The organism is Bradyrhizobium zhanjiangense (assembly GCF_004114935.1).
GTDB lineage: Bacteria > Pseudomonadota > Alphaproteobacteria > Rhizobiales > Xanthobacteraceae > Bradyrhizobium > Bradyrhizobium zhanjiangense.
Map to the genome: position 1 here is coordinate 7926598 of NZ_CP022221.1, position 14642 is coordinate 7941239.

The 14642-nt window shown below is 65.6% G+C and carries 14 protein-coding genes and 1 pseudogene; 11 read left to right on the forward strand and 4 right to left on the reverse strand.

The window, feature by feature from the left end; translation table 11 throughout:
- Window positions 1-140 precede the first annotated feature (140 nt).
- The 9 genes from XH85_RS37875 to XH85_RS37915 all read left to right on the forward strand — a co-directional run bounded on the left by XH85_RS37875 (window position 141) and on the right by XH85_RS37915 (window position 8491).
- The gene (locus XH85_RS37875) at window positions 141-2717 is read left to right on the forward strand and encodes an ATP-dependent helicase (protein WP_128935994.1); all 2577 of its coding nucleotides are present in this window, start codon (window positions 141-143) and stop codon (window positions 2715-2717) included.
- Window positions 2718-2721: 4 nt separating this feature from the next.
- Complete coding sequence (locus XH85_RS37880; protein WP_128935995.1) at window positions 2722-3012, forward strand: type II toxin-antitoxin system HicB family antitoxin; 291 nt, start codon at window positions 2722-2724, stop codon at window positions 3010-3012.
- An 89-nt stretch (window positions 3013-3101) separates the two neighbouring features.
- Window positions 3102-3518: a hypothetical protein gene (locus XH85_RS37885; protein WP_091879108.1), complete on the forward strand. Its 417-nt coding sequence runs from the start codon at window positions 3102-3104 to the stop codon at window positions 3516-3518.
- The gene (locus tag XH85_RS37890) at window positions 3518-4186 is read left to right on the forward strand and encodes an OmpA family protein (protein WP_128935996.1); all 669 of its coding nucleotides are present in this window, start codon (window positions 3518-3520) and stop codon (window positions 4184-4186) included. The genes XH85_RS37885 and XH85_RS37890 overlap by 1 nt, the downstream gene beginning before the upstream one ends.
- A gap of 174 nt (window positions 4187-4360) precedes the next feature.
- A complete protein-coding gene (locus XH85_RS37895; protein ID WP_164940315.1) occupies window positions 4361-4879 on the forward strand; it encodes an Mpo1 family 2-hydroxy fatty acid dioxygenase in 519 nt (172 codons plus the stop codon).
- 30 nt (window positions 4880-4909) lie between these two features.
- A complete protein-coding gene (locus XH85_RS37900) occupies window positions 4910-5941 on the forward strand; it encodes an NAD-dependent epimerase/dehydratase family protein (RefSeq protein ID WP_128935998.1) in 1032 nt (343 codons plus the stop codon).
- Window positions 5942-5968: 27 nt separating this feature from the next.
- A complete protein-coding gene (locus XH85_RS37905) occupies window positions 5969-6595 on the forward strand; it encodes a methyltransferase family protein (protein WP_128935999.1) in 627 nt (208 codons plus the stop codon).
- A gap of 239 nt (window positions 6596-6834) precedes the next feature.
- Window positions 6835-7044, forward strand: coding sequence for a hypothetical protein (locus XH85_RS37910; protein ID WP_128936000.1), 210 nt, complete (start codon window positions 6835-6837; stop codon window positions 7042-7044).
- A gap of 142 nt (window positions 7045-7186) precedes the next feature.
- The gene (locus tag XH85_RS37915; protein ID WP_128936001.1) at window positions 7187-8491 is read left to right on the forward strand and encodes a PQQ-dependent sugar dehydrogenase; all 1305 of its coding nucleotides are present in this window, start codon (window positions 7187-7189) and stop codon (window positions 8489-8491) included.
- A gap of 3 nt (window positions 8492-8494) precedes the next feature.
- Here XH85_RS37915 and XH85_RS37920 read toward each other — a convergent pair whose 3' ends face one another.
- A complete protein-coding gene (locus tag XH85_RS37920) occupies window positions 8495-9319 on the reverse strand; it encodes an aspartate dehydrogenase (protein WP_128936002.1) in 825 nt (274 codons plus the stop codon).
- Between the two features lie 37 nt (window positions 9320-9356).
- Window positions 9357-10270, reverse strand: a pseudogene (locus tag XH85_RS37925) (LysR family transcriptional regulator).
- A gap of 153 nt (window positions 10271-10423) precedes the next feature.
- Here XH85_RS37925 and XH85_RS37930 point away from each other — a divergent pair.
- Both XH85_RS37930 and XH85_RS37935 read left to right on the forward strand, forming a co-directional pair.
- Window positions 10424-11722: an MFS transporter gene (locus tag XH85_RS37930; protein ID WP_128936003.1), complete on the forward strand. Its 1299-nt coding sequence runs from the start codon at window positions 10424-10426 to the stop codon at window positions 11720-11722.
- A 20-nt stretch (window positions 11723-11742) separates the two neighbouring features.
- Window positions 11743-12816, forward strand: a complete 1074-nt coding sequence (locus XH85_RS37935; protein ID WP_128936004.1) for a tartrate dehydrogenase — start codon at window positions 11743-11745, stop codon at window positions 12814-12816.
- Window positions 12817-13002: 186 nt separating this feature from the next.
- Here XH85_RS37935 and XH85_RS37945 read toward each other — a convergent pair whose 3' ends face one another.
- Window positions 13003-13938, reverse strand: a complete 936-nt coding sequence (locus XH85_RS37945) for a LysM peptidoglycan-binding domain-containing protein (RefSeq protein ID WP_128936005.1) — start codon at window positions 13936-13938, stop codon at window positions 13003-13005.
- 179 nt (window positions 13939-14117) lie between these two features.
- Window positions 14118-14597 carry a MarR family winged helix-turn-helix transcriptional regulator gene (locus XH85_RS37950; protein ID WP_128936006.1) on the reverse strand — a complete coding sequence of 160 codons (480 nt, stop codon included), beginning with the start codon at window positions 14595-14597 and terminating at the stop codon, window positions 14118-14120.
- Window positions 14598-14642: the final 45 nt, after the last annotated feature.

A 14642-nucleotide genomic window follows, 5' to 3' on the forward strand; every position in this document is an offset into this window, starting at 1 on the left:
CAGGAGCGAAATTCGCAGCCTTTGCAGGAACAAATCGGCCTGCCGCGCACGTGGAAAACCCTGTCCCGGCGCCCCATATAAGGACCAATCCCTGTTAAGAAGGCTCCCTTCCGTCACCCCGCGGTGCCATCGTGGGGCCAATGATTCGCATGACCGAGCCGAGCAAGATCACAGGCGTTCCCGATCACCAGCCCGCAGCCGGCGGCATCGCCGCGCGTGCGCGCGCCTCAGTGGGCCCGAAATATCTCTCCGGGCTCAATCCGGAGCAGCGCGAGGCGGTGGAGACGCTGGACGGTCCGGTCCTGGTGCTGGCCGGTGCCGGCACCGGCAAGACGCGTGTCCTGACCACGCGCATCGCCCACATCCTGAGCCAGGGTCGCGCCCGCCCCGCCGAGATCCTGTCGGTGACCTTCACCAACAAGGCCGCGCGCGAGATGAAGCAGCGGCTCGGCCAGATGCTCGGCCATGCCGTCGAGGGCATGCCGTGGCTCGGCACCTTCCACTCCATCGGCGGCCGCATCCTGCGCGTCCATGCCGAACTGGCGCAGCTCAAGTCGAACTTCACCGTGCTCGATGTCGACGACCAGGTCCGGCTGCTCAAGCAGCTGCTGCAGGCCGAGAACATCGACGACAAGCGCTGGCCGGCACGCATGCTGGCCGGGCTGATCGACGGTTGGAAGAACCGCGGCCTGATGCCGTCGCAGGTGCCGTCGGGCGAGGCCGCGATGTTCGCCAACGGCAAGGGCGGCAAGCTCTATGCGAGCTACCAGGAGCGGCTGAAGATATTGAACGCCGCCGATTTCGGCGATCTGCTGCTGGAGAACATTCGCATCTTCCGCGAGCATCCGGACATCCTCAGGCAATACCAGCAGCGCTTCAAATTCATCCTGGTCGACGAGTACCAAGACACCAACGTCGCGCAATATCTGTGGCTGCGGCTGCTGTCGCAGGCGCCGTCGTCCACCTCTCCCCGCGTGCGGGGAGAGGTCGCATCGCGAAGCGATGCGGGTGAGGGGGATTCTCCGAGCACCGCGCTCTTGGAGACAGCCCCTCACCCCAGCCCTCTCCCCGTGAAGGACGAGGAAAGGGAGCAGAAGGGCCCCACCAAAAACATCTGCTGCGTCGGCGACGACGACCAGTCGATCTATGGCTGGCGCGGCGCCGAGGTCGACAACATCCTGCGCTTCGAGCACGATTTTCCGGGCGCCAAGGTGATCCGCCTCGAGCGCAATTACCGCTCGACCGGCCACATCCTCGCCGCCGCCTCGCATTTGATCGCACATAACGAAGGTCGGCTCGGCAAGACGCTGCGCACCGAGGACCAGGACGGCGAGAAGGTCACGGTGACGGGCTCGTGGGATTCCGAAGAGGAAGCGCGCGGCATTGGCGAGGAGATCGAGCAGCTCCAGCGCCAGGGCGAGAAGCTCGATGAGATCGCGATCCTGGTGCGCGCCTCCTACCAGATGCGCGAGTTCGAAGACCGCTTCGTCACGCTTGGCCTGCCCTATCGCGTCATCGGCGGCCCGCGCTTCTATGAGCGCGCCGAGATCCGCGACGCGCTCGCCTATCTGCGCGTCATCAACTCGCCGGCCGACGATCTCGCCTTCGAGCGCATCGTCAATACGCCCAAGCGCGGGCTTGGCGACGCCACCGTGCAGATGCTGCACGACCACGCGCGCAAGCGCCGCATCCCGCTGTTCGAAGCGGCACGCGCGGTGGTCGAGACCGACGAGCTGAAGCCGAAGGCGCGCGGCTCGCTTCGCGATCTCATCACGCAGTTCGACCGCTGGCGTGCCCAGCGCGAGGTCACCGCGCATACCGACCTCGCCCAGATCGTGCTCGACGAGAGCGGCTACACCGAGATGTGGCAGAAGGACCGTTCGGCCGACGCCGCGGGCCGGCTGGAGAACCTGAAAGAACTCGTGCGCTCGATGGAGGAGTTCGAGAACCTGCAGGGATTCCTCGAGCACATCTCGCTGGTGATGGACCGCGACGGCGGCGCTGAGGACGACGCGGTGTCGCTGATGACGCTGCATTCGGCCAAGGGACTCGAATTCGACAACGTGTTCTTGCCCGGCTGGGAGGAAGGCCTGTTCCCGAGCCAGCGCACGCTGGATGAGCAAGGCCGCGCCGGGCTGGAAGAAGAGCGCCGGCTCGGCCATGTCGGTCTCACGCGCGCCCGACGCCGCGCGAAAATCTATTTTGCGACCAACCGCCGGATCCATGGCACCTGGTCGACCACGATCCCGTCGCGCTTTCTCGACGAATTGCCGGCGGCCAATGTCGAGATCACGGAATCCAAGGGCGGCTCGGCCTGGGGCGGCACCGGCGGCTACGGCGCCTCCCGCTTCGACGACATGGAGGCGTTCGGCTCCAGCTATTCGACGCCGGGCTGGCAGCGCGCCCAGGCCAACCGCAACCGCGGCGGCCAAGGCGGCCGCGGCGGTTTCGAGGAAGAGGCCGCCTCGTTCTCCTCCGCATCGTCCTCACCCGATTTCGGCAGCTTCTCATCGCGCCGCCGCGGTCCCCTCACCATCGAGGGCGAGCTGGTCGCCAAATCGACCGGCACGACCTCGGAATTCTCGCTGGAAGACCGCGTCTTCCACCAGAAATTCGGCTACGGCCGCGTCACCAAGATCGACGGCAACAAGCTCACCATCGCCTTCGACAAGGCCGGCGAGAAGAAGGTCGTGGACAGCTTTGTGCAGCGGGCGTGAGGCCATGCCTCACTACATCGCCATCATCGAGGATGCCGGCCCGGACGATGCCGTCGGCGTCTGGTTTCCGGACCTGCCCGGCTGCATCTCCGGCGGCGACGACGTCGACGAGGCCCTTGAGAATGCGCCCGAGGCGCTCGCTCTCTATGCGCAGGACCTGATCGAGGACGGCCGGCAGCTTCCCCCGCCGCGGACGCTGGCCGAGCTCGAAGCCGATCCGGAATTTGCCGACGATCTCAGGAACCACATGGTCGCCCAGATCGAATGGCCACCCCGCGCCGACGCCACCGAGTGAGGACTGTTCGCCGCACTGGCCGGACTCTCGACAGTTCTGGTCCGAACAGCTCTTGACCATCGCGAACTTCCCCGTATCAGATGCAACCCATGGTCCGGGGCTCCATCACACTGATCGTGCTTGTATTGGGGATGCCGTCGCTCGCGGCGGCGGAGACCATGAGCTTTGGCGATTCGATCGGAAAGCTGGCGGCAAGCTGCGGTGCGGAAATCGTCGCCAATTGCCGCGGCGTCAATCCGGATTCGACCCGGCTGAAGGAGTGCTTGTCGCGCAACCGCGACGTGCTGTCCCCGCAATGCCAGAGCGACTATCTCGGCGTCTTCGACGCCATCCAGAAGCGCGTCGCTGCGCGCGTCACGGTGGCGAACGCCTGCCAGCGCGAAATCGTCAAGGTCTGCGGCGGCTCGACCAAGGAGACCAGCAAATCGATCCCCTGCCTGGTCTCGACGCCCAAAGGCATCAGCAACAACTGCCTGAAGGCCGTCGACGACGCGGGGTATCGCTGATGCGCGCGAAGGGGCTCTCCACCGCCGGACTAGGCATCGCGCTGGGCTTCGCCCTGCTCGCGGGCGCCGCCCGCGCGCAGACGGCGGCGCCGACCCGCGACGACATCGTCGGCAAGCTCAACCATTTCGAGGAAGCCGCCGAGGTCGACCTTCCCGCGCTGAAGCAGCAGGTGATGGAGCGCGCCAAGGCCAGGATCAAGAACGATCCCGGTCCGGTGAACCGGCCGCTGATCGCGCCTGACCTCGCCAAGCTGCCCGCCTTCAACGCACAGATCCAGTTCGACGCCGACACGCCGATCATCCAGCCGGCATCCTACCAGACCGTCGGCCGCATTGCGGATGCGCTGGTGCATTCCTCGCTGCTGCCCTACACCTTCCTGATCGTCGGCCATGTCGAGTCCAACTCGAAGACGCGCGAGGCCAATGCGATCCTGAGTCAGCGCCGGGCTGATGCGATCCGCGACGTGCTGGTGAACACCTTCAAGATCTCGACCAAGCGGCTGCATCCGATCGGCCTCGGCGAGGAGCAGTTTCTCGACCGGGCCAAGCCGACCTCGGCCGTCAACGGCCAGTTGCAGATCCTGACCTATGCCAAGCTGCCGGAGGAGCCTGCGCGTCCGGCTGCGGCACCTGCGCCTGCGGCGAAAAAGCCCGCCAAGAAACACTGAGCGAACGCGGCTTCGCGCTGACGGAACCCTTTGAAGTTCTGGCCATTTTGTGATCTGTCTCACAGCGCAACAGCGCGGTCTCGCGCGACAATAGCGCCGGTTTGTGCACCGCCCTATCAGGTGCTATAGCCTCTATTCGCCCCTTCCCCCGACCCCGTGCTGCATGAGACCGAAATGGGTGGCTTTTTTCAGCGCCAACTTGCCGTCTACGTCGAGTACCATCGCGATCCCCGGAACACGGCGATGCATGTGGTCGGCATCCTACTGCTGTTCACCGGCGCCGTCATGCCGTTGACACTGGTCAGGCTGCCGCTGTTCGGATTCGATGTCAGCCTCGCGGTAATCCTAGCGCTGCCGGTTCTGATTTACTGGCTGCTGCTCGATCTGGGGCTCGGGCTCGGCATTCTGGCCGTCTCCATTGTGCTGTTTTCGATTGCGACCGCCATCGCGGCGCAAGTCGGCACGGTGGCGATGTGGGCGATTTTCGCCACGCTGGTCGTGCTCGGCCTCGCCGCGCAGACCATCGGCCACAAGGTTTTTGAGGGGCGCGAGGCCTCGTTGTTCACTTTTCCCTCGCATCTTTTGCTTGGACCGATGTTCGTGATGGCAAAATTATTCATTGCACTGGGCTTCCGTCGCGACCTTGCCGCGATTCTGGGGCCTCTTCCGACCAATTCCCTTTCGACTCGATAACTTCCAGAAGCGAAACAGCAAACCGTCTTCATGGCTCTCGTACTGGTTACCGGTGGCAGCGGCTTCATCGGACATCATCTCGTAGAAGCGCTCCGCGCCCGTGGGCAGCGGGTGCGTGTTCTCGATGTCCGCGCTCCGGCCGCGGCGAACGCGGACGTTGAATATGCCCATGGCTCGGTGCTGGACCGCGATGTGGTCGATGCCGCGCTGGCCGGCGTCGATCAGGTCTATCACCTCGCCGGCCTGCCCGGCATGTGGGCCGCCAACAAACAGGACTTTCACGAGGTCAATTGCCGCGGCACCGAGATCGTGCTCGCGGCCGCGATGAAGCGCGGCGTGTCGCGCTTCCTGCATTGCTCGACCGAATCGATCCTGTTCCCCTATTCCGACCTCAACGGCGTTCCCGCCGAAGAGGCGCTGCAGCCGGCCAATGCGATGCCCGGTGCCTATACGCGCTCGAAGGCGCTCGCCGAGCATTGCGCCGCGAAGGCTGCCGCCGCTGGCTTTCCGCTCGTGATCGGCACGCCGACCATGCCGATCGGCGCAGCCGACCACAATCTGACGCCGCCGACCGCGATGCTGTGGTACTTCCTCCAGAAGAAGGTGCAGCCGCATCTCAACTTCCTCGTCAACCTCGTCGATGTCCGCGACGTCGCCATGGGCCTCGTGCTGACCATGGAGCGTGGCCGCCTCGGCCACCGCTACATTCTCGGCGGCGACTGCGTCCCGCTCGGCAACATCCTGCGTATGATGTCGGCGATGAGCGGCCGGCGGCAGTTTCCGGTCGTCGTGCCCGGCAGGATCGCCGAGCTCTCCGCGATCATGCTCGAATCCATCGCTGATCACATCACGCGCCGGCCGCCGAACGGCACCGCCGAGGGCGTGCGCATTGCACTCGCCGCGAGCGATCTCTCGATCGGCAAGGCCCGCACCGAGCTCGGCTATTCGCCGCGTCCGATCGAGCCCGTCCTGCGCGAAACCATCACCCACCTTCTCGCCCGCGGCGGCCTGCCCGCCTCCGGCGCCATCGAGCATCACGCGCTCTCCTCGCGCGCGAGCTGAGCGCTCCGCCCAACGCAAAGAACCTTCATGTCCTTCGATTTCAGCAAGCTTCTCTCTATCGCCTGGGGTGGTTGGACCACGACCTGGCCGACGCAACTGCTCGCCCTGATCTGGCTCGCCTGGCTCGCCAGCTGGGTCGGCGCCTCGTTCTGGCAGGGCCGCACCCAGAAGCAGGTGATGACGCTGGAGTCCGGCCGCTATCGGATCCCGATCCTGGTCGGCGGCATCCTGTTCACGCCGTGGACGGCCGAAGTGCTGAACGAGAAGCCGCTCTGGGTGTTCAGCAATACCGGCGTCTACATCACGGCCCTGATCGTGCTCGCCGGCATCTCCTTCACCTGGTGGGGACGGCTGCATCTCGGAAAATTCTGGTCCAACACCATCACTCACAAGGAAGACCATCGCGTCATCGACACGGGTCCCTATGGCATCGTGCGCCACCCGATCTACACCGGCCTGATCGCGGGCATGCTGGCGACCGGCATCGCGGTCGGCACGGTGACCGCGATGCTCGGTGCCATCCTGATCTCGCTCGGCATGTGGCAGAAGGGCCGGATGGAAGAAGTGTTCTTGTCCAAGGAACTCGGCGAGGACGCCTACGGCGCCTATTGCCGCCGCGTGCCGATGATCATCCCGTTCCTGTCGCCGCGGTGACGAAGGCCGCCACACTCTCCGACGTCGTCCTGGCGAAAGCCAGGACCCATTAGCCCAGGGAGGAGTTTGGGGAGAGTCGCCGTCCGGTACTCCCACCGCGCCACAACCGATAGATTCCGCGGTATGGGTTCTGGCTTTCGCCAGGACGACGCTGTGGAGGCAGTACGCCTCGCCGGGAACCGCCGCTCCCTGCCCCCGTTAGCCCTCGACGCATGCAACCACCCGCAGAGCATCGAGCCATGGCGGACGCCTACGATTATTTTCGCGAGCACGCGATTGCCGCCGTCCGCAAGGCGCGGGTGTTGCCGCCCGGGTGGCCGAAGCGGAAGCAGCGCACGGTGGCGCGGGTCTATCACCTCCTGTCCAAGGAGGCCGCGCTCAGACCGAACATCCGTCACCTCGATGATGTCCGCGCGACACGGCGGCTCGAGCGGCAAATCGGCCGCTGATCTCCGCGCACAGCCCGTCGGTGCTCGTCCCATGCAAATTCGATCGGCTGCCATTCCAAGGGAATAGACCCCGGCGGCATGCCGCACAGGTTGACGTCTGTCCCGTCAACCAGTTGGATGCGCGCGCACACAGGGGCTTCTCATGACGTTTTCAAGCATCTTTGCGCAGTTCGTTGCGCTCCTCGGCGGCATCGCGCTGCAATGGCGGAAGCTGTCGGGCACCGAGCCCGCACCCGCCTGGGGAGAGACGCCTGCGATCCCCGAGGCGAAGCCGCAAGGCGCGATCCCGACGCTGAAGATGCCGACCGCGCGTGGCTGGAGCGAGGGCCAAAAGCCGACCGTCGCGCCCGGGCTCAAGGTCAATGCGTTCGCGACCGGGCTCGATCATCCGCGCTGGATCGAGGTGCTGCCCAATGGCGACGTGCTGATCGCGGAAGCGACGCAGATCGCAGGCCCCCCGCGCACCGTGTTTCACTATGCGATGCAGGCGACGATGCGGCGCGCCGCCGCGCTCGGCGTTTCCGCCAACCGCATCACGCTGTTGCGCGACAAGGACGGTGACGGCGTTGCGGAGGTTCGCGGTGCCTTCATGGAAAACCTCAGCCAGCCATTCGGCATGGCGCTGGTCGGCGACACCTTCTATGTCGGCAACACCGACGGCGTGATGGCGTTTCCTTACGTCGCCAATGCCGACCGCATCACCGCGCCGGGCAAGCGGCTCACGACGTTCAAGCCGGGCGGCCACTGGACCCGCAGCCTGCTCGCGAGCCCCGACGGCAAGAAGCTCTATGCCGGCGTCGGCTCCCTCAGCAACATCGCCGAGATGGGCATGGAGGTCGAGGAGGGCCGCGCCGCGGTCTACGAGCTCGACCTCGTCGCCGGCACGCATCGCATTTTTGGTGCTGGCCTGCGCAATCCGGTGGGACTCGCTTGGGAGCCAACGACGGGCGTGCTCTGGACCGTCGTCAACGAGCGCGACGGCCTCGGCGACGAAACGCCGCCGGACTATCTCACCTCGGTGCGCGACGGCGGCTTCTACGGCTGGCCCTATTGCTACTGGGGCAAGACGGTGGACGACCGCGTGCCGCAGGATCCGGCGATGGTCACAAAGGCGCTTCAACCGGACTACGCACTCGGCGGCCACACCGCCTCGCTCGGCCTGTGCTGGATGCCCGCCGGCACGCTGCCCGGCTTCCCCGACGGCATGGTGATCGGCCAGCACGGCTCGTGGAATCGCAGCAAGCTGTCGGGCTACAAGCTGGTGTTCATTCCGTTCGAGAACGGCAAGCCGTCCGGCCTCAGTAGCGACATCCTGTCGGGCTTTCTGTCCCCCGACGAGAAGGAATCCTACGGCCGTCCGGTTGGCGTCGTGATTGGCCCCGACAAGAAGTCGCTGCTGATGGCCGACGACGTAGGCAACGTGATCTGGCGCGTGACGGGGGCCTAAGCGTTAGGTTCCGACGCAGAGTGTGGCGCGCTGCTTGCGCAGCAGCGCGATCACCGACAGTGCGGTGATCAGGCCCGTCTTGGGATTTTCGGACGGGACGTTCTCGATCGACATCGAGAACCGCGCCGAATCCGCCTCGACCTCGATGCGATGAACGTTGCGCGTCACGGTCGGGTCGGCCCAGATCTGGACCTGGGTGCGGTCGGGCCCGACGCCCGCAAGCGACAGCGCCACCGCGACGTTGAGATTGGCCGGAAACCCCTTTGCGGCCTCGCGCGCGGTGCCTTCGAACAGCTTGAGCGGCTCGCGCAGCTTGTCGATGTCGATGTTGTTCTCGACGATGAACGGCGCGCCCTTCAAGCCGTCGATCGGCTTGCGCGTCACCATCTTCACGGAATGAATGGTGCCGATCGCGGCAGCGTTGACGGCGTCGAGCCCGATCAGCGCGCCGGTCGGCACGATGATGCGGCCGCCATTGCCACGGGCAAGATCGACGAGATCGAAATTGTCGAGCAGCCCGCCGACGCTGACCACGACCGCGGTCTTGCCACGCCTGACCGCGGGCTCGACGATCTCGCGCAGATGCCGGCTTGGCGCGCATTCCACCACGATGTCAGCGACTTCGCCGAGCTGGTCGATCGGCAAGACCCGCGGCGGGCGGCGCAGGCCACCGAGAAACGCCTGATGCTTGGCGGGATCGCGCGCGGCCACCGCCGACAGCGTCAGGCCTTCGATGCCTTGATCCAACGCAGCTGCGATCTTGGTGCCGATCGAGCCCAGCCCCGCAATGGCAACCCGCAACTCGCTCGACACTCTCTGTTCAGACATCGCACTCACCTTTGATCCGAGCTTCCGTCATAGCGTCTCAGGCCTCCCGCGCATAGCTGCGCAGGCGCGCTTCCAGCACCGCCAGCATGGCGTCGCGGGCCGGATCGCGCGAGCCGCGCAGCCATGCGGCGGCGAGCGGCAGCCGACCGACCGGGCCGACCTGCTTCGGCCGGAGCGGCACGAAGCGTACGCCCGTCACCGCCATCCTCGCGGTCCAGCGCGGCACGATCGCAACGCCGAGCCGGGTTGCGACCAAGTTGATGATGGTCTGCTTCTCATCGGCGACCTGCACGATGCGTGGTGTCAGGCCGGCCTGCTCGAACAGCTTCATCGTGAGGTCGTGGCTGTGCGGCCGCGAGCGGCGGTCGGGCACCAGCATCGCCTCGTCGGCGATGTCAGCCAGCCTGATCGACGTCCTTTTGGCCAGCAGATGCCGCTGCGGGAACGCCACGATGCCGTCTCCTGGAGCAGATCGCGGAATTCGAGCCGTTTGTCGGCGCGGTCGGGAGGGCGAACGAAGGCGAGATCGAGCGCGCCGGTCAGGATCTTCGGCAGCAGCCGGATCGTCTTGTCTTCGAGGAGCTGCACCGCGATGTCAGGATGCTTGTCGCGGAAATCGCGCAGCAGCGGCGGCAGCAATCCCGCGGCCGCGCTGTCGATGGCGCCGACGCGGAGCCGCCGCGCGCCTGCGCGTGAGCGGTTGCGCAAATTGCTCTCGACCGCCTCGACTCGGGCCAGGATGGCGCGAGCATCGCGCAGCAGCGTCGCGCCGTCCTCGGTGAGCGACACCGCGCGCGTCGTCCGCGCGAACAGCCGCGTGCCCAGATCCTCCTCCAGTAGCCTGATCTGGCGGCCGAGCGCGGAGGGCAGCATCTGGAGCTGCTGCGCCGCGCGGCCGAAATGCAGCTGTTCAGCCGCCGCCACGAAGCAGCGAAGCTGATGCAATTCCATTCGCCGGTCCTCTGATCCTCCTCATGATTATATCATTTTTTTGTATAAACCAGCGCCAATTGAGTCTGCTGCGTGCCCCCGCCTAGGCTCGTCGCCGGCATGGGCCCTCCGGCCCGCCGACACAACGATAAACCGGGATTGCAGGAGGCCAGGGTGGCGAGCGAGATTCAGACGCGCGTGCTGCGCAAGATCACCTTGCGCATCGTTCCCTTCATCATGTTGCTGTACTTCGTGGCCTTCATCGACCGCGTCAATATCGGCTTCGCGTCGCTGACGATGAACAAGGACATCGGCCTGTCGCCCGCGGTCTATGGCTTCGGTGCCGGCATCTTCTTCTGGGGCTATTTCCTGTTCGAGGTGCCCTCCAACATCATCCTGCACAAGATCGGCGCGCGGATCTGGATCGCGCGGGTCATGATCACCTGGGGCATCGTCTCGGCCGCGATGGCGTTCGTGCAAGGGCCGACCAGCTTCTACGTGCTGCGCTTCCTGCTTGGCGTTGCCGAAGCCGGCTTCTTTCCCGGCATCATCCTTTATCTGTCCTACTGGTTCCCGGCGCGCCAGCGCGCCGCGGTGACGGCTCTGTTCATGGCGGCCGCGCCGCTCTCGACCGTGCTGGGCTCGCCGATCTCAGGTGCACTGCTGGAGATGGACGGAATGCTCGGCTTCAAGGGCTGGCAATGGCTGTTCGTGCTGGAGGCGCTGCCGGCCGTGCTGCTCGGCTTCGTCGTGCTGGGCTTTCTGACCGACCGCCCCGAGAAGGCGAAATGGCTTGCCGAAGACGAGCGGCGCTGGCTGGTCGAGACCATGAACGTCGAGACCACCAGCAAGGTCGCGACTGCGAGCCACAGCATCTGGCGCGGGCTCGCCGATCCCCGTGTGCTGGCGTTGTCGCTGATCTATTTCGGCACTTCGGCCGGCCTCTATACGCTCGGCGTCTGGGCGCCGCAGATCATCAAGCAGTTTGGCCTATCCTCGCTTCAGGTCGGCTTTCTCAATGCGCTGCCGGCAACGGCCGCCGTCATCGCCATGATCCTGTGGGCGCGGCATTCGGACCGCACCGGCGAGCGCACCTGGCACGTCGTGTGGGCCTGCCTGATCGCCGCTGTGGGACTTGCCTATGCCGGCCTTGCGGCCGGCGTTGTCGCCGTGCTGGTCGCGCTGACGCTGGTCAATATCGGCATCTCCTCGGCAAAACCGCCGCTCTGGAGCATGCCGACGCTGTTCCTGTCCGGACCCGCGGCCGCGGCCGGCATCGCCACCATCAACTCGATCGGTAATCTCGGCGGCTTCGTCGGTCCCGCCATGATCGGCTGGATCAAGAATCAGACCGGCAGTTTTGTCGGCGGGCTTTACTTCGTCGCCGGCCTGCTCGTTCTCTCTGCGGTCCTCACCCTGCTATTGTCGCGCGCGCAACCCGCGCCCGTCGAACCCGTCCCGCAATCCCACTGATCTCTCAACGGAGCATTCTCATGCGCACCCATTCGATCGCAGCCATTCCCGCCGACGGGATCGGTCCCGAGGTCATCTCGGCCGGAATCCGCGTGCTGGAGGCGCTGGCAAAACGCAGCGGCGATCTCGCCTTCAACGTCAAAACGTTCGACTGGGGCTCGGACTATTACAAAAAGCACGGCGTGATGATGCCGGCCGATGGGCTCACCGAGCTGAAGAAATTCGACGCGATCTATTTCGGCGCGGTCGGCGCGCCCGAAGTGCCCGACCACATCACGCTGTGGGGACTGCGCCTACCGATCTGCCAGGGCTTTGACCAATACGCCAACGTGCGGCCGACCAAAATTTTGCCGGGCGTCGCCTCGCCGCTGCGCAATGTCGGCGTCGGCGATCTCGACTGGGTGATCGTGCGCGAGAATTCGGAAGGCGAATATGCCGGCATGGGCGGCCGCGCCCACAAGGGCCTGCCGGAAGAAGTCGGCACGGAAGTCGCGGTCTTCACCCGCGTCGGCGTCGGCCGCATCATGCGCTATGCGTTCCAGCTCGCGCAGTCGCGTCCGCGCAAGCTGCTCACGGTCGTGACCAAGTCGAACGCGCAGCGCCACGGCATGGTGATGTGGGACGAGATCGCCGCCGAGGTCGCCGCTGATTTTCCCGACGTCAGCTGGGACAAGATGCTGGTCGACGCCATGACGGTGCGCATGACGCTGCATCCGAAGAGCCTCGACACCATCGTGGCGACCAATCTGCACGCCGACATCCTCTCCGATCTCGCCGGCGCGCTCGCCGGGAGTCTCGGCGTCGCGCCGACCGGCAACATCGATCCGCAGCGCCGCTTCCCCTCGATGTTCGAGCCGATCCACGGCTCGGCTTTCGACATCACCGGCAAAGGCATCGCCAACCCGGTCGCGACGTTCTGGACCGGCGCGCAGATGCTCGAGCATCTCGGCGAGAAGGACGCTGCCTCGCGGCTGATGGCGGCCGTCGAGCGCGTCTGCGCGGCCGGCGTTCTGACGCCTGATGTTGGTGGCAAGGCGACGACGAAGGAAGTGACCGACGCCGTGATCGACGCGATTCACGGGTCGAATGTGTGAGGTCGTTGCCGCTATTGAGACTAGTCTTGCCGCTGGCTCCCTGCACCTCTCCCGCTTGCGGGAGAGGTCGCGCCGAAGGCGCGGGTGAGGGCTCTCTCCTCTCGGGGTTCTCGCTTGCGGAGACACCCTCTCCCCACCCCTCCCCCGCAAGCGGCGGAGGGAGCGCACCGACTACGATTAGAATCCCTACCTCCGCCCGGCCGGCGGCGGCATCGCCATCGCTGCGGCCGGCTCCGGCGGTGTCAGATGACGCGGGACGATGATGGTCTGGCCGGGGGTGAGCTGCGCATCCTCTGCAAGCGAATTGCTCTGCGCGAGCGACCACAGCGGCACGCGGTTAGCGGCGGCGATGCTCTCCATGGTGTCGCCGCGACGAACCGGCAGCCGAACGCCGCTGTCCCACAATTCGACCAGCGTATCTGCGGGCACGAGATAGCGCAGCGGCACGGCATCGGCCTTGGTCTGCGGTGGGATGCGCGGCAACTGCGTCACCATCTCGACGATTTGGCGATGGATGTCGTCGGACTTCTCGATGTTGATGTGCGAGACGCGCGCATTTTCCTTCAGATCATAGCTGGCATAATGGCCGCGAAAACCGGGCACGGCGACGACGTCGCCGCCGCCGAGCACGCTGTCGGACAGGAAGATGTTGATGAAGCGCTCGACATTGAGCGGCACGTCGCCGGTCGCATGCGCGGGATCGATGGCGATAACGAGGCTGATCGGGATGTTCTCCTTGGCCGCCATCTCCGAGATGACGATCGAGCACAGCCCGCCCATGGAGTGCCCGATCAGCACGATCGGTGCCGCCTTCTCCTTGTAGCTGGCGATGACGCGGTTGCCGATCAGCCGGCACAGGGTGAATTCGTAGACGTCGGCGGAGAAGCCGGCCTGCGTCAGCTTCTCGCCGAGCCGATCCATGCCGGTCGAGAAGATCGGCCCCATGGCGCCGCGGAACAGATAAACCTTCGGCGGCGGCAATGGCTCGAACGGCGGAGGCGGCGGCGCGGCGGGGACGGCCGCAGTGGTCTTGGACTTGGCCGGTGAGGCCGCGGCCATGCCGCTGCTCAAGGCGAGCAGCGCAACCGCTGCCAGCACGACTAGTCGCCTCACATAAATCATCCGTCCAGCAGTCCCGCCACGGGGAGGCAGTGGCCTCCCCCGCGGGGCTTAGTGACCACCGATTGGGTGGATTTTGGGGCACGGAACCGGCTGCAGCCCCTCGGAAACCCGTCGAGCTGCCGCGCCTTGGCGGGAGATGACAGCTTTGCGACGATCGGCCTCAGATCGTCCCAGAAGGGCTAGAGCGGCAGAATCCGGTTCAAGAGGTCAAGCAGCATGCGCTGCTCGGCCTCGCTGAGCGGCGCCAACATTCTTTCATTGTAGGGCTGCGTCAGCCTTGCCCCCTCGGCAATGAGCTTTGCGCCCTTTGGCGTCAGCATCAGCTCGACGGCGCGGCGATCGGACTTCGAGCGGTTGCGCTTGATGAAGCCGGACGATTCGAGCTCGTTCAGAATCTTGATCAGGTTCGGCAGGCGCAGGCGGAGCACGCTGGCAAGGCTGCTGGGGGGAACCCCCGGATTGTCGCGAATGACGACGAAGATCGCATAGGTCGCGGGCGTCAAGCCCAATGCGGCAAACTCCTCGTAGAAGCCTTCGAAGAACTTCAGCTGGGCTAGGCGCAGCATGAAGCCGGGCGTCCGCTGAAGCGCGCGCAAATCGAGCGATGTCTCCGATTGCTGAGCGGACTTCGCTCCGGGTCGTAACGCTTTCGAGCTCATGATCCTCAATCCGCCGCGGCCGGCCATAAGCCAGCCGAATTGACA